Below are 20,608 nucleotides of genomic sequence, written 5' to 3' on the forward strand. Positions count from 1 at the left end.
AGGCCCTGAATTCAAGCAATAAGCGCAGCACCTGCGGTATCCAGGGCTCCTGAGTATTCCCCCAGAAACACCTGTGCCGGTGTCCGATAGCCAAGCCGTTTTCGAGGGCGGTCATTCAGCTTTCTGACCACCCTGCGCAACTCGGCGTCGGTGACCTGGCGGAAGTCCGTTCCCTTGGGAAAGTACTGCCGTATCAGGCCATTCGTGTTCTCGTTGGTCCCACGCTGCCCGGAGCAGTAGGGATCACAGAAGTACGTTGCCGCCGTCACCGCCTTGGACACGGCTTCGTGATCGGCGAATTCCGAGCCATTGTCCAGCGTGATGGTCCGGACAGCACCCCGACGGGGCTTCAACAGGCGGATCATGGCCGCTTGTGTCAGCTCCGCCGAGATCTTGGGCAGCCGTGCCGCCAGCAGATAGCCGCTGCGACGCTCGACCAGTGTGACCAGGCCGGATTGCTTGTGCCCCTGGATCACGGTGTCGCCCTCCCAGTGGCCGATGAAACGCCGGTCATCGACTTCAGCCGGTCGGTGCTCGATCCCTACCCGGTTGGGGATCTTGCCCAGACCAGCGCTCTTGGCCTGGGCGCGGTGCTTGCTGCGACGTTTGGGCTGACGGAGATGCCGCCAGAGATCACCACCCCGTGCCTTGTCATCCCAGATCAAGGAGTAGATCCACTGATGACTGACGCCTACCCCGGCCATGGGGGCTATGAAGCCGCTGATTTGCTGTGGGCTCCACTCCTCACGCAGCCGGCCGACGACGGCAGCAATCATGCTCGGCAGGCGCTTTGTCCACTTCCAGGCTGTGCGGCGCCGATGATCACTGAGGGCCTGGGCCTGTTCGGGATCATAGCCATCGGAGGTGGCGTTGCGGCGCAGCTCACGACTGATCGTGCTGCTATGGAGGCCCAACTCCCTGCCGATCTGCCGCTGGCTCATGCCCAAGTCATAGCGGGCGTGGATCTGGTATCGTTGGGTCTGGGTCAGCTGTCGGTATCACATGCTCTGCATCACTTTGGTGAGCCGAGAATGGTACCGGCGCTGGCCCTCCTGCCTCTACCGTGCGGTCCAAAGTGCTGCGGTTATTCTATGAATCCAGAGGCATAAAACAATCTGCTCGATCATTGCTCTATCTCTACTCCCTATCCCTGTCCCTTTCATATGGCTGTTCTGGTTTCTTCCTACCTATGGCTAACTGTTATAGAACATCATTAAGTGACCTGTTGAACCCCGGGTGATTAATTATCCGCATTTATAATATTCTTGGCACTTTACGCTATCTTACTCTTGTTGATCCCACTGCATGGCTATTACCCAATACCTAGGTATCATCTTCTCGCGACCACGCTGGCGGCACGTATTGGCTGCGGCCTTGGTAGCCCATCTCATTGTAGGGGGGTATGCCACCCTTAGAGAACTCTTCTATGGCATGAGCCTGTCGCTGATCATGGATGGCATCCAGTTCGCACTCATCCAGGCGGCGCTTTTCCTGTTGTACTTCTCATCCTCGCGGATGGAGAACGTTCGCTATTCGTTGGACACGCAGTTCTACGTCGAGCGCTATTTCAAGGAGCGACACCGCTTTCTGGCCATGAAACGCCACGGCCAGGGTGGCTTCAAACCCCAGGTTGGCCTGACATCCGCCGACACACGCCGCTTGGGCAATCGACGGGATCTCATCGTCAGCCAGTCGTTGCTTGAGTACCAACCACCTGTGGCTGCCACCATCCAAGACTTGGCGTTTCGCCTGGAAAACAACTGGTTCGACCTGCCTTGGGTGGTTGCGGACCAGGCGTTGGAACTCACGCTCAAACGCTTTAATGCGCTGGAAAAATATGACTACAACGGGCTGCTGATGTCCGTCACTGGGCTGGAGCAACATGCTTCTGGTACCACGCTTGTCTTCGAGAAGGCCACTTATTACAGCTACCTGGTCACCAACATGCTACCGGAAGTCGAGATGCCAGGTGGCCTGACCTATCGCGACATGCTCGAGCCTGGTCCAGTACTTTCTACATTGGAAACAAGCCTTCCCGAGAACCATCTGGGCCTCAATTGCCTCTTTCGAACGCGCGATGGTGATTTCATCATTCCCCGGCGAAGCCACAACACTAATGTCTTCAAGGGTCAGCTATCGGCCAGCGTTTCCGGCGCCTCCAACCTGCATACCTGCCGCCTTGGTAATCAGGGCACCTACAGCCCCCTGGCCTGGCTGATCAATGAAACACGAGAGGAGCTACCCTTTCTCTTTACCGAGGCTGGCCAGGCAGTGGGGGACGATGCCATGCAGGCCTTGTTGGGCGAAGCATGCTTTCTCGGTATCACCCGCGAACTGCGCCGCTGCGGCAAGCCGGAAGCCTTCTTCTTCTTCTCCCTGCCCATCACGACCGATGAGGTACGCCAGCGACTACGTGCCCATCTCCGCGAGCAAGGAGACCACCCGATCTCGATGAGCGAGATTCGCGCCATTGACTTCAATGAGAATGCCGGCTTCCTGCTTGTACAAGAGCGGGCCCTGTTCGAGGGGCTGGGCCAGCACGTCTTGCCCGGCAGGCGTGTAGTACCGTTCACCCGTCCAAAGCCCCCCGAATTTCAACATCGTCTGGCGTACGAGGGCGAGAGCTATGTGGTCTCCGAATCCCTGTTCGTCAACCTGTTGCTCTATCAAAACCACTGCATGAATGGATGATTGATGACATCTCCCCACGCCACTCTGATCGATAGACTCAACGCCAAGGAAGCCGTGATCGGCATCGTCGGGCTCGGCTATGTCGGCCTGCCGCTTATGCTGCGCTACAACGATATCGGCTTTCGCGTCTTGGGTATCGACATCGACCCGGAGAAGGTCAACCACCTGAACGGTGGCAAGAGCTATATCGAGCATATCCCCTCCGAGAAAGTCGCCAGGGCGACTCAGTCCGGCTTTGAAGCCACCAGCGACTTCAGCCGCGTGGTGGAAGCCGATGCCATCATCCTCTGCGTGCCCACGCCGCTAAACAAGTATCGCGAGCCGGACATGAGCTTCGTGATCAACACCACCGATGCGCTGAAACCCTATCTGCGAGAAGGGCAGATGGTGTCGCTGGAGAGCACCACCTACCCGGGCACCACCGAGGAGGAGCTGCTGCCTCGCGTGCAGGAAGGGGGCCTGGTCGTTGGCGAGAACATCTTCCTGGTCTATTCGCCGGAGCGGGAAGATCCGGGCAACCCCGATTTCGAGACGCGCACCATTCCCAAGGTGGTAGGTGGCCAGACACCCGCCTGCCGCGAGGTGGGTATCGCGCTCTACTCTCACGCCATCGACCAGGTGGTGCCGGTTAGCTCCACCAAGGCTGCCGAGATGACCAAGCTGCTGGAGAACATCCACCGTGCGGTAAACATCGGTCTTGTCAACGAGATGAAGATCGTCGCCGACCGTATGGGCATCGATATCTTCGAGGTAGTGGATGCCGCCGCCACCAAGCCCTTTGGCTTCACGCCCTACTACCCAGGCCCGGGCCTGGGGGGCCACTGCATCCCAATTGATCCCTTCTACCTGACCTGGAAGGCACGTGAGTACGGCCTGCACACTCGTTTTATCGAGCTCTCCGGGGAGGTGAACCGTGCTATGCCCGAGTACGTGGTGGGCAAGCTGATGGACGGTCTGAACGAGCATGGCAAGGCGCTCAAGAACAGCCGCGTGCTGGTGCTGGGGATCACCTACAAGAAGAACGTCGACGACATGCGCGAGTCTCCCTCTGTGGAGATCATGGAACTGATTGAAGCTAAGGGGGCCGAAGTCGCCTACAGCGACCCCCATGTGCCGGTCTTCCCCAAGATGCGCGAGCACCACTTCGAATTGGCCAGTGTGGAATTGACCGCCGAGAGCCTGGCCAGCTTCGATGCCGTAGTGCTGGCAACCGACCATGACCGTTTCGACTTCGAGCTGATCCAGCAGCACGCCAAGCTGATCATTGACAGCCGCGGCACCTACCGCGCGCCCGCCGCCCACATCATCAAGGCCTGAGGAAGAGAATGAAGAACTTTGCCCTGATCGGCGCTGCCGGTTACATCGCCCCGCGCCATATGAAGGCCATCAAGGAAACCTGCAACCACCTGGCGGTGGGCTACGACATCAACGACTCCGTGGGCATCATCGACTCCATTTCGCCCCAGAGCGCGTTCTTTACTGAGTTCGAACGTTTCCAAGAACACGCCTGGCAGCTCAAGCGTAACCCTGAGACTGCGCTGGACTATGTGGTGGTATGCTCGCCCAACTATCTGCATCATGCGCACATTGCCGCCGGCTTGCGCCTAGGCTGCGACGTTATCTGCGAGAAGCCCCTGGTACCGACGCCCGAACTTCTCGATGAGCTGGCGCTGATCGAGCAGGAGACCGGCATGCGGGTCTATAACATCCTGCAGTTGCGCCACCATCAGGCGATCCTCGACCTCAAGCAGAAGGTGCAGCAGGAGTCCCGCAGCGATAAGCATGAGGTGGAGCTGACCTACATCACCTCCCGCGGCAGGTGGTACATGGAGAGCTGGAAAGGCGACCCGCGCAAGTCCTTCGGCGTGGCCACCAACATCGGCGTGCATTTCTTCGACATGCTACACTTCATCTTTGGCAAGCTGCAGAAGAACGTGCTGCACTACGCTAGCAACGACAAGGCCGCCGGTTACCTGGAGTACGAAAAGGCGCGGGTGCCCTGGTTCCTCTCCATCGACGCGGGCGACCTGCCGGAAAGCGTCAAGGGCAAGCAGCCGACCTATCGCTCCATCACCGTGGATGACGAAGAGGTCGAGTTCTCCGGCGGCTTTACCGACCTGCACACACTGAGCTATCAGGAGATCCTCGCCGGCCGCGGCTACGGTATCGAGGATGCTCGCCACTGCATCCAGACCGTGAACACCATTCGCTCTGCGAAGCCCCAGGCGCCGGAGGCCGGCGAAGCTCATCCCTTCCTTAATAGGCTGATGTGATATGAGTGACACCAGCGTGATGATCCATGACTCCGCCATCGTCGATGATGGGGCCCAGATCGGTGAAGGCTCCCGCGTCTGGCACTTCGTGCACGTTTGCGGCGGTGCTCGCATCGGCAAGGGCGTTTCCCTGGGCCAGAACGTCTTCGTGGGTAATAAAGTCGTGATCGGCGACCACTGCAAGGTGCAGAACAACGTCTCCGTCTACGACAACGTGGTCTTGGAAGAGGGGGTGTTCTGCGGCCCGAGCATGGTCTTCACCAACGTCTACAACCCCCGCTCGCTGATCGAGCGTAAGAGTGAGTACCGTGACACCCTGGTGAAGAAGGGGGCTACCCTGGGGGCCAACTGTACCCTCGTGTGCGGCGTGACCATCGGTGAGTACGCTTTTCTCGGTGCCGGCGCGGTGATCAACAAGGATGTACCGGCCTATGCCCTGATGGTCGGGGTTCCGGCTCGACAGATCGGTTGGATGAGCCAGTACGGCGAGCAGCTCGATTTGCCGTTGGAAGGGCAGGGCGAAGCGATGTGCCAGCATACCGGCGATCGCTACGTGCTGGATGGTAAGCAGCTGACGAGGGTGAGCGCATGATCCAATTCATCGACCTGGCCGCCCAGCAGGCCCGCATAAAGGACAAGATCGACGCCGGCATCCAGCGTGTGTTGGCTCACGGCAAATATATCCTCGGGCCCGAAGTTGCGGAGCTCGAAGAGAAACTCGCGTCCTACACCGGCGCGAAGTATTGCATCACTTGCGCCAACGGTACGGATGCTCTGCAGATCGCCCAGATGGCGCTAGACATTGGCCCTGGCGACGAGGTGATAACCCCCGGTTTTACCTACATCGCCACCGCCGAGACGGTGGCTCTGCTCGGCGCTAAGCCGGCCTACGTGGATATCGATCCGCGTACTTACAACCTCGATCCCACGTTGCTCGAAGCAGCGATCACCCCGCGAACAAAAGCGATCATCCCAGTGTCGCTCTATGGGCAGTGCGCGGATATGGATGCCATCAACGCCATTGCCGATAAGCATGGCATCCCGGTAATCGAGGATGCCGCCCAGAGCTTTGGCGCTACCTATAAGGGCCGCAAGTCCTGCAACCTTAGCACTATCGCTACCACAAGTTTCTTCCCCAGCAAACCCTTGGGCTGCTACGGCGATGGCGGTGCCATATTCACGAACGATGATGAACTGGCCAATGTGTTGCGCCAGATCGCCCGTCATGGCCAGGATCGTCGCTACCATCACGTCCGCGTGGGGGTGAACAGTCGCCTAGATACCCTCCAGGCCGCCATCCTGTTGCCCAAGCTGGAGATCTTCGACGAGGAGCTACAGCTGCGACAGCAGGTGGCGGAGCGGTACAACAAATTGCTCAACGAGATAGGAGTTACCACTACTCCGTACTTGGAACCGCACAATACTAGCGCTTGGGCGCAGTACACAGTTCGCGTGAAGAGTCGCGAAAAGGTGCAGTCCCGGCTCACAGATAAGGGTGTATCGACTGCCGTACACTACCCTATTCCGCTCAACCAGCAGCCGGCTGTAGCCGATAGGAATGCTTGCTTAGCAGTAGGAAATGAAGCTGCAGCACAAGTCATGAGCTTGCCCATGCATCCCTACATTGACAGGAATGATCAAGAGAAGGTAGTAATGGCAATGCTTGACGCAATCGGGTGAAGGCACTTTTTCCTAGACTAGGACTCTTGCGTGAATTGCGTCCAAGATGGCTTTAGGAGTGGCAGCAGTGAACTTTGGTCAGCTAAAGATAATAGCACCCCGATTACTGCCTAAGAACTCTTTTGCTCGTAGTGTGAGCGTGCTGGTAGGAGGCACGGCAGGTGCGCAGGCACTTATGGTGCTGGCAGCACCTTTACTTACACGCCTTTACACACCAGAAGATTTCGGCTTGTTGGCAGTATATTCAGGGCTGCTTGCAATGTTTACTGTAGTCGCCAGCCTACGTTATGAGTTGGCCATCCCTTTGCCTCAATGCAATACAGAAGCAGCCAATGTGCTCGTGCTTAGTATTCTGGCTGTATTAATGATGACAGCCATATCGACAACCATGGTCTTGTTGGTTGGTCAGCGAATGGCCTACATGCTGAATACGCCAAGCCTAGTAAAGTTGATGTGGTTACTTCCAGTCGGTGTCTTCTTATCTGGTATCTATAACGTTTTTAACTATTGGGCAGTACGCACTAAAGCTTTTAGTGATATTGCTAGAACACGCATTAGCCAAGCACTAGCAACTTTGGCTATTCAGTTATTTGGGTACAAGATAGGTGGCGTTGCGCTTTTGTTAGGGCAAGCAAGTGGACAAGGAGTAGGTAGTATAAGACTCGGCCGTTCAGCCATCAAGCACAAAGACTTCAGTACTTGGTCATGGAGCGGTGTATGGGTAGTTGCTAAAAGATATAAGCATTTCCCCATATTCTCAACTTGGTCTGGCCTTTTGAATTCGTCAGGTAGTCAGTTACCACCACTGATCTTCTCGGCAATGTTTGGCTCTTGGGTAGTTGGACTTTATGCATTAGCGAGCCGTATTTTAAAGCTGCCCATGACCGTATTAGGAGGTGCTATAGGGAAAGTTTACTTCTCTAATATGGCTCAAGCTAAAGCTAATGGTACATTAGCTGCACACGTAGAAAAAGGCGCAGTGGTTCTGCTGGAGTTGTCTTTACCCGCAGCTCTTGTGTTTATGTTATTCTCACCGGCCTTTTTTTCATGGGTTTTTGGAGAAGACTGGAAAGTTGCAGGTGAAATTTCAAGATGGATGGTGCCCTGGATTTTATTTCAATTTCTTAGCTCGCCTTTGAGTGTGGTTTATTTTGTTCTGGAGAAGGAAAGGTTAGGGCTTTTTTTTCAGGCAGTAATGTTTTCTCTAAGAGCCGCTGCAATATTGTTAGGTTACATGTACTTTGACTTCATGGGCGCCCTAATGCTTTTTTCGCTAACAAGTGCAGCGTGTTATTTTTTTTACAGTCTGTCTATTTTTCATATTTCCGGAGCGTCCTATTTTTTTATCCTTAAAAATTTATGGTCTGAGTTTTTGAGGGTTTTTATTTCTCTTGTTCCAGTTGCAATTGTGTTGAGTTGGAATGAATATGTGGCAATGATTATTGCCGCAATAGTGTTGCTTGGCTTCTACTTTCCAAGAGTAAAAAGACTGTATTCACTAAAAGATGGCTAACATTTAGATGATTTCGTTGGAATAGTAGTGACATGTTGAATAAGTTATATTTTTTCCATCCCCTTATCACGTAATTTTTGGTCTTTTTTGATTTTGCATGCGGCATTCATTCCTGAATTCAAGCAATAAGCACAGCACCTGCGGTATCCAGGGCTCCTGAGTATTCCCCCAGGCTGAGCCGCTTCGGGGGCGGTCATTCAGTTTCTTGACCACCTTGCGCAACTCGGCATCGGTGACCTGGCGGAAGTTCTTTCCTTTGGGAAAGAACTTTCGTATCAGGCCATTCGTGTTCTCGTTGGCCCCACGCTGCGCGGAGCAGTAGGTATCACAGAAGTAGGTCGCTGCTGTCACCGCCTTGGCCACGGTTTCGTGGACGGCAAATTCCGAATCAGTGTCCAGCGTGATGGTCTGGACAGCACCCCGACGAGGCTTCAATAGGCGATCATAGCCGATTTCGTCAGCTCCGAGGAGATCCTAGGCAACCTTGCTGCCAGCAGATAGTCGCTGCGACGCTCGACCAGCGTGATCAAGTCCTGTTGCTTGTGCCCCGTGGATCACGTTGTCGCCCTCGTAGTGGCCGATGAAGCACCGGTCAACGACCTCAGCCGGCCGGTCCTCGATGCATGCCTACCCGGTTAGGCACCTTGCCCAGCCCAGCGCTCTTAGTCTGGCCGCGGTGCTTGCTGCGACGCTTCGGCTGACGGAGGTGGCGCCAGTGATCGCCACCCAGTGCCTTGTCTTCCCAGATCAAGAAATAGATCCACTGATGACTGACGGCCACGCCGACCAATGGCGACATGAATTCGCTGATCTGTTGCGGACTCCATTCCTCACTCAGCTGGCCGATAACGGCGGTTATCATGTTCGGCAAGCGCTTCGTCCACTTCCAGGCGGTACGCCGCCGGTGATCACTGAGAACCTAGGCCTGCTGAATATCGTAGCCACCGGAGGTGGCGTTGCGGCGCAGCACACGACTGATCGTGGCGCTGTGGAGAGCCAGCTCTCTGCCGATTTGCCGCTGGCTCATTTCCACGTCATAGCAGGCGTGGATTTGGCATCGTTGGGTCTGGGTCAGCCGTCGGCATCCCATGCTCTGCTTCACTTTTGTCGGTAAAGCAGAGAGGGTACCGGCGTGCCTCTAGCATGCGATCCAAAGTGCTGCGGTTATTCTATGACTCCAGGTTTGAAAAACATAACACCACATAAAGAGATGTGGTCAAAAAGTATCTATAGGGTTGGTGGTCTCAAGTTCGAAGTGCAACGCTATTAGAGTGTGCTCGCTTCACAGCTGGACTTTGGTGCCTTGTCTTAGACTTCCAATCGGTTTGCTATTTCAATCTCTTTTTCAGTCAAACGTTTTCAAAGTGTGATCTCGTAAAGCTCTACAGTGACTGTATCAGCGACATGCAGTAAATACGTGCTTATAATTCCGGCTAATACTTGGAGTATATGCTGAATGCTACTGTTGGCGAACAGTTCCCATATTCCCTAGAAGGTGCTGAGGCACCAAACAGTTTTTACAGCCACAAAATAGTGCCAAGTTTAACGCCAGTTATATATGTTAAGTAGTTGTGCTGACGCATAGAAAATGAAAAGCAGTGCTGACATTGGCAGTTCTCTAAAAGTTTAGCAAAGCCTTTTTCTTCTGCAGCGATTTAATTAATACTTTCAGTTGGAGATAGAGTTGTTGAGTCTATTTTTTTTGCTGCTTTTCTTTCTTGCCCCTGTTTACGCAATGTTTCAGTTAAGAATTGCAGGAGAACGAATAAATCAGGTTAGTATCGTTAACGTTACTGCTGTAGCGTTAATCATGTTTTCTTTATTGGGCACCTTCCCCCTTTTTTATCAGCTTGATGAGTATAGGTACAATATTGGTGTTCGAGACCCAGCTGTGGTTTTGGAAGTCTTGTTTTACTCTACCGTTAATATTGTATTTTTTTTGCTTGGCGTTATTTTTATCAGAAAAGTCGTTGGCTTGGAAGATAATAAGTTTAGTTCGAGCGACATTAAGCCGCTTAGCGGTTTTCAATATAAATCTCTATATGTGGTATTTATATTTTGTGTATTGGTTCTTTTTAAATACCTTTCTCAGGTTGATAAAATCGCGTTATTTGTTGCACTGACGGATGTTGACAGTTCTATAAAGCTGGCAAGAAGCGACATGGGGAACTCATTCTCAGGTAAATATCATTGGTACAAGCTAGTAATGCATGATTTTGGTAGCTTACTAACATATTGTTCTTTCGCCCTTTGGTTGATGCGCAAAACGTTAAAGTCGCTATTGTTTTTCATCATCACTTTTATCTATTCGGTTTTCGTGGATATTATGGCTACTGAGAAGGCCCCCTTAGCTTGGTTATTGGTTGGGTTATTTATGGTGTACTTTCTTGTCAGAAGAGATGGCTTCGTTCCTTTCAGAAAACTAATTTCGTTTTCACTATTGTTAGTAGTGACTCTCATGTTTTCCTATATTTACTTTATGGGAGTGCGTGATTTCGGCTCTGCGATCTGGTCGGTATTTTCGCGTACATTTTCTGGTAGTATTTTCCCAGCTTACTTTTATTTAGAGTTTTTCCCTGAACACCAAGATTATCTTTTTGGAAAAACCTTTCCTAATCCAGGTGGCTTGATGCCTTATGAGCCATACAGGTACACTATTGAAGTCATGAATTGGTTGTTTCCTAAACTTGCCGATTCTGGTGTAGTTGGCACGGCACCTACAGTTTTTTGGGGTGAGGCTTATGCGAATTTTGGCCCTATAGGAATTCCTATTGTTGCATTTATCATTGGCTGTTTTGTTGCCCTGGTTAGTTGTTTGGTTTCGAGGCTTGAAATCAACCCCGTCTCTATAGGTTTTTTGGTATGGTTGATTTTGATTTTTAAAAGCTTATCTACCACTGGCTTCAGCGGTTATTTGTATAGTATATATATTGTGTTTGTTTCTGTTCTCGTGCTCTTTATATACTCAATGCGTGGAAAAATAAATATTAGGAAAAAATAATGGCCGATTAGAAATTTCAGCTATCAATTATGCTTTTCTTGACGGGTTTTATTTCACGCGTTTAATAATATTCATCCAATTGGTTCCGGGAATGAAAAAGATTGCTAATATCGTTTTAAACGACTTCACTAATGATAGTCGTGTTTTAAAAATATCTAAGTCACTTGCAAAATTTGGTTACGATCCCACAGTGGTCGCAATGCATAATTCTGAGCTATCAGAAAGTGAAGCTATCCAAGGCATCAATACAGAGCGAATCAGGTTGATTACAAGGCCCTGGCCAAAGTTGAAGCCAATTCAGTTTTTGAAATATATTGAGTTTTTGCTTCGTTCAACTTGGCGCTTTAGAAATGCTGATATAGTTCATTGTAATGATCTCAATGCTTTGCCTGTAGGGTTGTTGATTAAACTTTTTGGGCGTGGGAGGAAGGTTGTTTATGATTGTCATGAGTATGAGACAGAAGTTGTTGGCCTGAAAGGCATTGAAAAAAAAGGAAAAAAATGGCTAGAACGTAAACTCATACCTTATGCAGATGCTGTGGTAGCTGTCAGTGATTCTATAGCTAATGAATACTCTCGCCTTTATGACATTACCAAACCTTATATTGTCCTTAATTGCCCCGCGTATCACGAGCAGCCAAAGCGAAACCTGTTTCGAGAGTATCTCGGGATTCGTTCAGACCAAACTATATTTCTATATCAAGGCGGATTAAGTCAAGGCCGTGGAATTGAGCTATTACTTGAGGCCTTCTCTGATCTCGAGTTAGATAAGAATGTGCTGGTGTGCATGGGGTACGGGCCTCTTGAAGGTTTGATCCGAGAATACGCTTCACACTGCAACACGGTATTTTTCCACCCTGCTGTAAGCTCTGATGTGTTATTAAGTTATACCAGTTCGGCTGATTATGGTATCCTGTTTTATGAAGATACATGTCTAAACCATCGTTACTGTTCGCCTAATAAAATTTTTGAATACCTTATGGCTGGCTTGCCAGTACTGACCTCTAATCTTTTTGAGATGAAACGGATGGTAGAGGCTGAGGATGTGGGTGTTGTAGCCGATGTTAATACGATTGAAGGTTTTAAACGGGCCATTGCATCTTCATTAGGAAAAAGTTATTCAGTTACTCTTAATAATATCATAACAAAGAGAAAAATATATTGCTGGGAAGAGCAAGAAAAAGTGTTGAAAGAGATTTACGATGCCCTCTAATGTAAAAGTCGTCCACCTTACCTCAGTGCACCCTCGCTTTGATACTCGTATTTTCTTCAAGGAGTGCACATCTCTATCTGAAAAATTATATAAAGTTTCCCTTATAGTTGCAGACGGCGGCGGCGATGAGCAAAAAAACAATGTTAACATCTTTGATGTTGGTGCTTCCAATGGACGCTTGGATCGCATCCGCAAAGCACCAGGCCGTGTACTAAAGAAAGCACTTGATCTGGATGCTGATATCTACCAATTACACGATCCCGAACTGATTCCGATCGGGCTTAAGCTTAAGAAGCAAGGGAAAGTAGTAATTTTCGATGCCCATGAGGATGTCCCGAAACAGCTACTGGGTAAACCGTATCTTAATAAGCCAGCTAAGTGGCTGCTATCGAAGAGCTTTGCTGTATACGAGCAGTGGGCCTGCCGTAAGTTGGATGCTGTTATAGCAGCAACACCGTTCATCCGCGAAAAGTTCACCGCCATGGGAGTGCGTTCAGTTGACGTTAATAACTACCCTTTGTATCGCGAGCTTTTTTCTGAATCTTGCAGCTGGTCAAAGAAAAAAAAACAGGTTGTCTACGTTGGTGGGTTAGGCCGTATTCGTGGCGTCTCCGAGATGGTAAAAGCAGTTCGCCTTACTGATAGCCATGCTAATTTTATTCTTGGTGGTAGCTTCAGTGAACCTGATTTTGAAAAGCTGGTCAAATCTGAAGCGGGGTGGCAGCAGGTTGATTATCGTGGTTGGCTTGATCGTGATGGAGTGAAGGCTGCTCTTCATGAGTCAGTAGCAGGGTTGGTAACACTTCATCCAGTCATTAACTATATTGATGCTCTTCCAGTAAAAATGTTTGAGTACATGGCAGCTGGGTTGCCTGTTATAGCTTCAAACTTTCCACTATGGAAGCAGATCATTGAAGGTAACCAGTGCGGTATCTGCGTAGATCCGTTGGATCCTCAGGCTATCGCCGACGCCATCGATTATCTAGTTGCTCATCCTGAGGAAGCCGAAGAGATGGGCCGTAACGGACAGCGGGCTGTTCAGGAACAGTACAACTGGAGTATTGAAGAGCAGAAGCTTTTTGATCTCTATGACTCACTAGCTAGGTAGCGAATTTTATGCAGCGTATCCTGACCATCATTGGCGCAAGACCTCAGTTCATCAAAGCCAGTGTTGTTTCCCGTGCCATTCAGCAAGCTGATGGCATTGAAGAGATTCTTCTGCACACCGGGCAGCACTTCGATACCAACATGTCGGAGGTCTTCTTCGATCAATTGGGTATACCTAGGCCGGATATCCAACTGGATATTCATGGCGGCAGCCACGGGGAGATGACGGGACTCATGCTGGCCGAGATCGAGCAGTCCATCCTAACCCACAAGCCGGATCGTGTTTTGGTCTATGGCGATACCAATTCCACCTTGGCAGGTGCGCTGGCGGCGGCCAAACTCCACGTGCCGGTCGCGCATGTGGAGGCGGGGCTGCGCAGCTTCAATATGCGCATGCCGGAGGAGGTCAATCGGATCCTGACGGATCAGGTCAGTGACCTGTTGTTTTGTCCTACAGAAACTGCAGTCAAGAATCTGGAGGCTGAGGGTTTTGCGCAGAAGCCTGTGAAAGTGATGCAGGTAGGCGATGTGATGCAGGATGCTGCCTTGTTGTTTGCCAAGAGGTCTGTTCCACCGGTGGGTGGCAATCTTCCGGATCGTTTTATTCTGGCGACTTTGCATAGGGCCGAGAATACCGATGACGCTGAGCGCTTGACAAATATCGTGCAGGCGCTGAACCAGATCCACCAGGAAAAAGCACCCGTGGTGCTCCCGTTGCATCCACGTACTCGCAAGCTGATCGCGCAGCAGGGGCTTTCACTCAACGTGCACCTTATCGATCCCGTTGGTTACTTCGAGATGCTGTGGCTGCTTGATCATTGTGATCTGGTACTAACCGACAGTGGGGGTGTGCAGAAGGAGGCTTTCTTCTTTGGCAAGCCCTGTGTGACCATGCGCGACCAGACCGAGTGGGTAGAATTGGTCGAGGCTGGTGCTAACCAACTCGTTGGAGCATGCAAGAATAAGATTCTGGATTCAGCAAAGCATCACTATGGACGGATCGTTGAAGATGCTCATGCACTGTATGGCGGAGGTGCAGCGTCTTCGCGTATTGTCAAAAAAATTATTGAGTTTAGCTGATGAGTCAGGTGGAAAGGAAAGAAACTGTTTGGCTTATCAATCAAGATGCATCAACGCCTGAAACAGGATACGCAGGCCGTAGTTATTATCTTGGTCGCGAGATGGCCAAGCTTGGGTACAATGTTTATATTGTTGCAGCAAGTTTTTGTCATCACCTGAGAGAAGCTCCCTCTGTGGATGGCCTTGTAGATATTGAACACTTGGATGATCTCGCATTTGTTCGTATTACAGTGCCACGCTATTCCACGGCGAGTAGTCCCCTGCGTGCCATAGCCTGGTTAGTGTTCGCTTGGAGGTTGCGCTTGCTTCCTAAGTATCTTGGAGAAGCACCAGACATTATCGTTTATTCCTCACCTCCTCTTGTGGGATATTTAGGTGCTGAGCGCTTGGCGATACGCCTGAAGGCTAAACTTGTCTTTGAGGTCCGTGACATCTGGCCTCTTACTCTTTGTGAAGTAGGGGGGTACTCGCACTCTCATCCGATTATCCGTTTTTTCCAGTGGATTGAGGAGAGGGCTTACAAGCGTTCGGAACTCGTTATATCAAATCTGAAATATTCTTATACGCACATGGTTAGGCACGGTATGCAGGAGAAGAAATTTTTTTGGGTTCCTAACGGATATTTAAAAAGTGAAGTCATTCACAAGGAACCGCTTGATGAAGAAATTTTATCCTTGATCCCAACAGATAAGTTTATTGTAGGGTATGCGGGGGCAATTGGAAGAGCTAACAATCTTTCGAATGTTGTAGAAGCAGCTGAGCTTTGTAAGAGTAACGATAAAATACATTTTGTCATTGTTGGTGATGGTGAAGAGCGTGAGTCAGTTCGCCAAAAAATTAAATCTCTTGGGCTTAAGAATGTTTCTGTTTTAGGGCGAATAGCAAAGCGGCAGATTCAGAGTTTGTTAGCCTGTTTTGATATTTGCTATATAGGCTTGAAAAGAGATCCACTTTTTAGGTTGGGTGTGTCGCCTAACAAACTCTTCGACTATATGTGTGCTGGAAAACCGATAGTCTATGCTGTTGATTCAGGCGGTTATGATCCTGTTGGCGAATATTCAGCAGGTTTGAGTATACTACCTGAGTCTCCTGAGGAGTTGTGCAAGGCAGTGCTTTATCTTTTTGGCTTGTCACAGGAAGAGCGAAGTAAGATGGGGGAGAATGCACGGAAATTAGCTGAAGAAAATTATGAATATAGCCAGCTTGCTAAGCGATATATCCAAATTTTAACCTCGTAAGTGATATAGGTTATTATCTGGATATTATTGGTTTTTATGCAACTAATCTTATGTCTGGGTTTCTTTAATGAACGACGATATGCGCTACGAGCGCCGCCACTCGCGCTGGTATGAGGCGCTGTTGCTGGGGTGGCCATTCCAGTTAACCGTGGGCGCCTTGGTGGTGGTGGGATTGCCCGCCTGGGAGCGCTGGGGGTGGGGCTTCTGGGAGTATCTGCCAGCGGTGCGCGGCAATACCTTGCTGGCCTGTGGCTTGGCGTTTGTTGGCATTCTCTTCACCCTGCGGCGCATGCATCGTTTCCCCGGTGCCCGCATCTCGGCCTTTATTGCCCCGACCGTGTCGGTGTCTTACCTGCTGGTAGTGGCAGTGCTCTTCTTTACTCGCGAGGAATATACGCGCCAGGTGCTGGGCGGCAGCTACCTGATGAGTCTGGCTTGGTTCTATCTAGCCTTCTTCTTGGGACGGCGCTATCGGCGGATGAAGCTCGCCGTGGTGCCGGTCGGGCGGATCGATAACTTGTTAACGGAGGATGGAGTCGATTTGCGCTGCCTGAAAAAACTTGACCTGGACGGGGTGCGCTACGATGGTGTCGTTGCCGACCTGCGCGCCGAGGACCTTTCCCCCGAGTGGGAGAAGTTCCTGGCGCGTTGTACCTTGAACCATATCCCCGTCTATCACGTTCGCCAGATCCAAGAGTCGATAAGCGGTCGGGTGGAGATCGAGCACCTGACCGAGAACGAATATGGCAGCCTGCTGCCGTCTTTCTTCTATCAGGGCTTCAAGCGCTGCGTTGATCTGGTGGCGGCACTACTGCTGTTGCCGCTGCTCGCCCCGGTGATGCTGGCCGTGGCGACGGCCATCCGGCTGGACACCCCGGGGCCGGCTCTGTTCGTCCAGCCGCGCATGGGCTTTCGTGGCGTGCCGTTTCGCGTCTACAAGTTTCGCAGCATGTATATCGATCAGAAGGGGAGCGGCTTCACGGAAGGCGACGACGATCCGCGTATCACCCGGGTAGGGCGTTTCATTCGCAAGTGCCGGCTGGACGAACTGCCGCAGTTGTTCAACGTGATCAAGGGCGAGATGAGCTTCATCGGCCCGCGGCCGGAGTCCATGGAGCTCTCCGAGTGGTACGAGCGCGACGTACCCTTCTTCAGCTACCGACACGTGGTGCGTCCTGGGATTTCCGGCTGGGCGCAGGTAGAGCAGGGCTATGCCGCCGAGGTCGAAGGCATGACCACCAAGCTGCAGTACGACTTCTACTACATCAAGCACTTCTCGCTTTGGCTGGACGTCTTGATCGCCTTCAAGACGCTGAAAACCATCGTCACCGGAGACGGGGCGAGGTGAAGCCGACCCGATGCTTGGCAAGGCCCGGCCCTTGTGCCGGGCTTTGTTGTCTCTGGGCTCGGCGTCCGCGGCCTCTGACGTCGACGGCAAGGTTGCGCTCGCTTGGCTCGGCCGCCATCATTCCCGCCTTTGAATTTTTAACGAGTGATGCAGGCCGTGAAGTCTCCCCTTTCCCTTCTCGATCCCGGTGGATCAATCTCCTCCTGGCGATCTCCCATTTGGCTTTGCTGGCTCGGCCTTGGGTGTGCGCTGCTCTATGCCGGGCTTCGCCTGGCCGCTCCCGATGTGGGCGAGCTAGCCGGTACGCTCATGGCCCTGACTGGCCTGTTTGCCGTGCTGCGCTGGGGTCAGGGTATCCGGAGTGGCGCGGCACTATGGTTGCTGCTGGTGGTCGTCATCGTGCAGATCGTCAGCTGGGTGGGGGGGTACCTTCACCATCCCCAGTGGATGACGGACAACCCGCAGATCGACCGGCTGGCCAAGTGGTTCCTGTTCATCGGCCTGGCCTGGTGGCTGGGTGGGAGTACTCGAGCCACGCTGCTGGCCTGGGGGCTGGCCTTGGTTGGCCTGATGGCGGTGGTCTGGCTAATTGACGGTAACCTGACCCACTGGCAACTCGGGCTGAACGGCAGGCGCGTGGACTTCGGCATCCGCAATGCCCAGCACACGGCCCTGTTCTTTGGTGCGGCGCTGATCGGTCTGCTCTGCTTTGCTAGGCGTTGTCTGGCACCTGGCCGGATGGCCTGGCTGCGACGGCTGGGGTGGGGGGCGGCCGTGGGCTCCTGCCTGGTGGGGATCGGGATCACCCAGACCCGTGCAGTGTGGCTGGCCATGATGGTGGTGCTGATCGTGATGGCGGCCGTCATCGCCCTGCATGCCTATGCGGTGGGCCATCGGGGCCGCTGGGGCAAGCCAGCCCTGGTGGGCGTAGTGCTGTTGGTCATCGCTGTTGTCGCCTCGGGGTGGTGGTTTCAGGGCGCCGTGGAGAAGCGGCTGGAGGCTGAGCGCAGCGTGATCACTCAGGCACTGGAAGACGATTGGAAGACCCTTTCCTACAGCAGCATCGGCAACCGCCTGCTTTCCTGGCGGGCCTCGGTCGAGTGGATCAAGGAGCGTCCGCTGATTGGCTGGGGCGAGGAGGGGCGCAGCCTGGTGACGACCGAGACCGAGTGGCTCCCCAGGCAGACTCGCGAGAATTATGGCCATCTGCATAATACCTTCCTTGAACTGCTGGTCAGCTACGGCCTGCTGGGGGTGATGGCGATCGGGGCCCTGGTGGGCTGGGTCTGTCTGGGGACCTGGAAGGCCTGGCGAGGTGGCACGATACCGGACGACATGGCGCTGTTCGGGCTGGCATTCTCCGTCTTCTATTTTATCGTTGGCCAGTTCGAGTCCTACAGCTTCTTCTGGTCGGGCTCCTACCTGCAGAACCTGGTGCTGGGGGGCTTAGTGACACATATCTGGCGCTGGCAGGTGGAGAGTGGCCAGCGCATCTTTCCTGCCACCTTCCGCCAGGAGGCGTGATGCGTACCCTTGTGGTGGTTCGTTCGCTGAAGATGGGCGGCATGGAGCGGGTGGCGGTGAACCTGGCCGATGCCTTCGCCCAGGCGGGGCACGAGAGCCACCTGCTGAGCTTTCGCCGAGTGGAAAAGGGCTTGGCGCCGGAACACCCTGAGGTACAGCAACACCATCTTTCACTGCGCTGGTGGGCTCGACTCACGGGAGTGGGCCTGATGCTGGAACTGCTGGTGCGGCTATTCCTGAACCCGGTGGTGAAGCGCTCGCTTTTCCTGGGCAGCGGGATCATGGGCGGCTTGGTGTTTCGGGTCTGGCTCAAGGCGTTCGAGCGTCGCCATGGCCAGGTGGATCGTATCGTCTTTCGTGGGGTCGGCACCTTCGAGCTGGTATGGACCTTCCGCGACGACCGGGCGCGCTATGTGCTGGAGAATATCCTGCACGTGCGCGGCGTGACCTGGCAACGCAGGCTGTTTGCGCGTTGCCTCTACCACCGACGCCATCTGGTGACCGTCTCCCAGGGGGTGGCCGAGAGCGTGCAGGAGGCCATGCGTGCCTGGTTCTTCTCGCCGGCCTCAGTCGATGTCATCCCCAATCCCTGCCCGATCGAGAGCATCCGTCGGCAGATGCGGGAGCCCGAGCCCGATCTGCCTGAGGTGCCCTATATCGTCAACGTGGCGCGCCTGGTCCCGGCCAAGAACCAGGCCCTGCTGCTGCACGCCTATGCCCGTTCCGGGGTGGCGCTTCCCCTGGTGCTGGTGGGCGATGGCCAGGAGCGTGGCCGGCTGGAGAGCCTAGCGAGGGAACTGGGCATCGCCGAGCGGGTGCGTTTCGCCGGCCAGCGTGCGAACCCCTATCCGTGGATGCATCATGCCCGGCTGTTCGTGTTGAGTTCTCGCTTCGAGGGCATGGGCATCGTGCTGTTCGAGGCGCTGGCATGTGCTACGCCGGTGCTCAGTGTGGACTGCCCGGGTGGCATCCGCGAGATCCTCAAGGGCGAGCTGGAAGCGAGCATCGTACCCCATGACGAGGCGAGCCTGGCCGAGGGCATCCGCACGGCCGTGAAAGGCGAGAAGCCGCCGATCGATGAGCGCTGGCTGGATGACTTCCGGCCCGAGACGGTGGCGAAGCGCTTCGTTGCGCAGACTGGGCAGGCTGAGCCATGAGGCCACTGTTTCCCATGCATCCCGGAGGCGACCCGGCGTTTGCGCCGCGGGCGGATTCCCGAATTTACTGGCCCGTGCAGCGTGCCCGCCTGCAATGGCCAGTGCGCGATGCCTTTCAGTATTTCGTAGGCATCCCCCTGGAGCGGTTGCTGTTCGGCGCCTGGGCACACGGCCTGCCTGGCGCCGCTCAGGTCGAAAGGCTCGGCCTCCCGCGGCGGGTAATCGAGCGAGAACTGGGCCGCGACCTCGTGGTTCGTGTGGATCCCCGCCAGTTGATTCCCAGCACCCACTGGTGGGGAGTGCCCAAGCATCGTCGACCCTCGTCCACGGTATTCATCTGGGATGGTCGCTGGGACCAGCGGCGTGGCGATCTGCGTCAGGGGTCGCGCTACCGCTTCATCAGCGATCTGGACGAGCATCGCCATGACTTGAACGGTAGCGAGGCCTTCCATATATACAAGGCACGACTGGAGGCGGGCAGGCCCTGGCGTTCCCACCAGACGGGCGTGCTGCTGGATAGCGAGGCGCGAATCCTCGCCTACCTGGGTGTGTACTTGAGCTTCATGGATGACATGGCCGTGCGCGGCTTCGATGCCTGGCGTGGCCGTCACCCGGGAAGGGTGCCTGCTCAAGATCAACCGGGGACTGCATCGCCTGGCCATGGCGCAGCGGGTGGGGCTCGACTCCGTGCCGGTGATGGTAAAGGCCGTGCATCGTGAATGGTGGCAGGAGGTCACGGCGGGTACGACCGGCAGGGCGGCCCTGCAGCGGGTCACCGAGGCG

16 protein-coding genes and 1 pseudogene are annotated in these 20,608 nt (G+C 53.6%); 15 read left to right on the forward strand and 2 right to left on the reverse strand.

The window, feature by feature from the left end; genetic code table 11:
* Positions 1–11: 11 nt before the first annotated feature.
* Positions 12–989, reverse strand: coding sequence for an IS30 family transposase (locus FHR95_RS15995; RefSeq protein ID WP_183315180.1), 978 nt, complete (start codon positions 987–989; stop codon positions 12–14).
* A gap of 316 nt (positions 990–1,305) precedes the next feature.
* On the opposite strand from FHR95_RS15995, the gene FHR95_RS16000 reads away from it, so the two are divergent.
* The 6 genes from FHR95_RS16000 (at position 1,306) to FHR95_RS16025 (ending at position 8,157) form a co-directional block, all read left to right on the forward strand.
* A complete protein-coding gene (locus FHR95_RS16000) occupies positions 1,306–2,691 on the forward strand; it encodes a hypothetical protein (RefSeq protein WP_183315149.1) in 1,386 nt (461 codons plus the stop codon).
* A 3-nt stretch (positions 2,692–2,694) separates the two neighbouring features.
* Complete coding sequence (gene wbpA / locus FHR95_RS16005; RefSeq protein ID WP_183315150.1) at positions 2,695–4,008, forward strand: UDP-N-acetyl-D-glucosamine 6-dehydrogenase; 1,314 nt, start codon at positions 2,695–2,697, stop codon at positions 4,006–4,008.
* 8 nt (positions 4,009–4,016) lie between these two features.
* On the forward strand, positions 4,017–4,964 hold the full coding sequence (locus FHR95_RS16010; protein WP_183315151.1) for a Gfo/Idh/MocA family protein: 948 nt from the start codon (positions 4,017–4,019) through the stop codon (positions 4,962–4,964).
* 19 nt (positions 4,965–4,983) lie between these two features.
* Positions 4,984–5,556, forward strand: a complete 573-nt coding sequence (wbpD, locus tag FHR95_RS16015; RefSeq protein WP_183315181.1) for a UDP-2-acetamido-3-amino-2,3-dideoxy-D-glucuronate N-acetyltransferase — start codon at positions 4,984–4,986, stop codon at positions 5,554–5,556.
* Positions 5,556–6,644: a DegT/DnrJ/EryC1/StrS family aminotransferase gene (locus tag FHR95_RS16020; protein WP_425485308.1), complete on the forward strand. Its 1,089-nt coding sequence runs from the start codon at positions 5,556–5,558 to the stop codon at positions 6,642–6,644. The genes wbpD and FHR95_RS16020 overlap by 1 nt, the downstream gene beginning before the upstream one ends.
* A gap of 67 nt (positions 6,645–6,711) precedes the next feature.
* The gene (locus FHR95_RS16025) at positions 6,712–8,157 is read left to right on the forward strand and encodes an oligosaccharide flippase family protein (RefSeq protein ID WP_183315153.1); all 1,446 of its coding nucleotides are present in this window, start codon (positions 6,712–6,714) and stop codon (positions 8,155–8,157) included.
* 118 nt (positions 8,158–8,275) lie between these two features.
* Here the strand turns inward: FHR95_RS16025 and FHR95_RS17435 are convergent.
* A pseudogene (locus tag FHR95_RS17435) lies at positions 8,276–9,247 on the reverse strand (IS30 family transposase).
* 594 nt (positions 9,248–9,841) lie between these two features.
* Between FHR95_RS17435 and FHR95_RS16045 the strand changes: the two are divergent.
* From FHR95_RS16045 to FHR95_RS16085, 9 genes are all read left to right on the forward strand, one after another.
* Positions 9,842–11,158 (forward strand): O-antigen polymerase, encoded by a 1,317-nt coding sequence (locus tag FHR95_RS16045; protein WP_183315157.1) that lies wholly within the window; start codon positions 9,842–9,844, stop codon positions 11,156–11,158.
* Positions 11,159–11,249: 91 nt separating this feature from the next.
* Positions 11,250–12,371 carry a glycosyltransferase gene (locus tag FHR95_RS16050; RefSeq protein WP_183315158.1) on the forward strand — a complete coding sequence of 374 codons (1,122 nt, stop codon included), beginning with the start codon at positions 11,250–11,252 and terminating at the stop codon, positions 12,369–12,371.
* Positions 12,361–13,479, forward strand: coding sequence for a glycosyltransferase family 4 protein (locus FHR95_RS16055; RefSeq protein ID WP_183315159.1), 1,119 nt, complete (start codon positions 12,361–12,363; stop codon positions 13,477–13,479). The genes FHR95_RS16050 and FHR95_RS16055 overlap by 11 nt, the downstream gene beginning before the upstream one ends.
* A gap of 8 nt (positions 13,480–13,487) precedes the next feature.
* Complete coding sequence (wecB, locus tag FHR95_RS16060) at positions 13,488–14,558, forward strand: non-hydrolyzing UDP-N-acetylglucosamine 2-epimerase (protein WP_183315160.1); 1,071 nt, start codon at positions 13,488–13,490, stop codon at positions 14,556–14,558.
* Positions 14,558–15,796 (forward strand): glycosyltransferase family 4 protein, encoded by a 1,239-nt coding sequence (locus FHR95_RS16065; protein WP_221199368.1) that lies wholly within the window; start codon positions 14,558–14,560, stop codon positions 15,794–15,796. The genes wecB and FHR95_RS16065 overlap by 1 nt, the downstream gene beginning before the upstream one ends.
* Positions 15,797–15,863: 67 nt before the next feature.
* Positions 15,864–17,144, forward strand: coding sequence for an exopolysaccharide biosynthesis polyprenyl glycosylphosphotransferase (locus FHR95_RS16070; RefSeq protein WP_246378663.1), 1,281 nt, complete (start codon positions 15,864–15,866; stop codon positions 17,142–17,144).
* Positions 17,145–17,453: 309 nt separating this feature from the next.
* A complete protein-coding gene (locus FHR95_RS16075; protein ID WP_246378664.1) occupies positions 17,454–18,668 on the forward strand; it encodes an O-antigen ligase family protein in 1,215 nt (404 codons plus the stop codon).
* The gene (locus tag FHR95_RS16080) at positions 18,668–19,825 is read left to right on the forward strand and encodes a glycosyltransferase (protein WP_183315161.1); all 1,158 of its coding nucleotides are present in this window, start codon (positions 18,668–18,670) and stop codon (positions 19,823–19,825) included. The genes FHR95_RS16075 and FHR95_RS16080 overlap by 1 nt, the downstream gene beginning before the upstream one ends.
* Complete coding sequence (locus FHR95_RS16085) at positions 19,822–20,544, forward strand: hypothetical protein (protein WP_183315162.1); 723 nt, start codon at positions 19,822–19,824, stop codon at positions 20,542–20,544. Before FHR95_RS16080 ends, FHR95_RS16085 begins: the two co-directional genes overlap by 4 nt.
* The last annotated feature ends 64 nt before the right edge of the window (positions 20,545–20,608 follow it).

It is taken from the genome of Halomonas fontilapidosi (assembly GCF_014192285.1).
In the GTDB taxonomy this organism is placed as follows: Bacteria; Pseudomonadota; Gammaproteobacteria; order Pseudomonadales; family Halomonadaceae; genus Halomonas; species Halomonas fontilapidosi.

Bases quoted from the DNA above. Each gene is read 5' to 3' on its own strand.
- FHR95_RS16050 (WP_183315158.1), top strand. From the start codon at position 11,250: ATGAAAAAGATTGCTAATATCGTTTTAAACGACTTCACTAATGATAGT.
- FHR95_RS16085 (WP_183315162.1), top strand. From the start codon at position 19,822: ATGAGGCCACTGTTTCCCATGCATCCCGGAGGCGACCCGGCGTTTGCG.
- FHR95_RS16070 (WP_246378663.1), top strand. From the start codon at position 15,864: ATGAACGACGATATGCGCTACGAGCGCCGCCACTCGCGCTGGTATGAG.
- FHR95_RS16080 (WP_183315161.1), top strand. From the start codon at position 18,668: ATGCGTACCCTTGTGGTGGTTCGTTCGCTGAAGATGGGCGGCATGGAG.
- FHR95_RS16075 (WP_246378664.1), top strand. From the start codon at position 17,454: ATGGCCCTGACTGGCCTGTTTGCCGTGCTGCGCTGGGGTCAGGGTATC.
- FHR95_RS16010 (WP_183315151.1), top strand. From the start codon at position 4,017: ATGAAGAACTTTGCCCTGATCGGCGCTGCCGGTTACATCGCCCCGCGC.
- wbpA (WP_183315150.1), top strand. From the start codon at position 2,695: ATGACATCTCCCCACGCCACTCTGATCGATAGACTCAACGCCAAGGAA.
- FHR95_RS16055 (WP_183315159.1), top strand. From the start codon at position 12,361: ATGCCCTCTAATGTAAAAGTCGTCCACCTTACCTCAGTGCACCCTCGC.
- FHR95_RS16065 (WP_221199368.1), top strand. From the start codon at position 14,558: ATGAGTCAGGTGGAAAGGAAAGAAACTGTTTGGCTTATCAATCAAGAT.
- wbpD (WP_183315181.1), top strand. From the start codon at position 4,984: ATGATCCATGACTCCGCCATCGTCGATGATGGGGCCCAGATCGGTGAA.
- FHR95_RS16000 (WP_183315149.1), top strand. From the start codon at position 1,306: ATGGCTATTACCCAATACCTAGGTATCATCTTCTCGCGACCACGCTGG.
- wecB (WP_183315160.1), top strand. From the start codon at position 13,488: ATGCAGCGTATCCTGACCATCATTGGCGCAAGACCTCAGTTCATCAAA.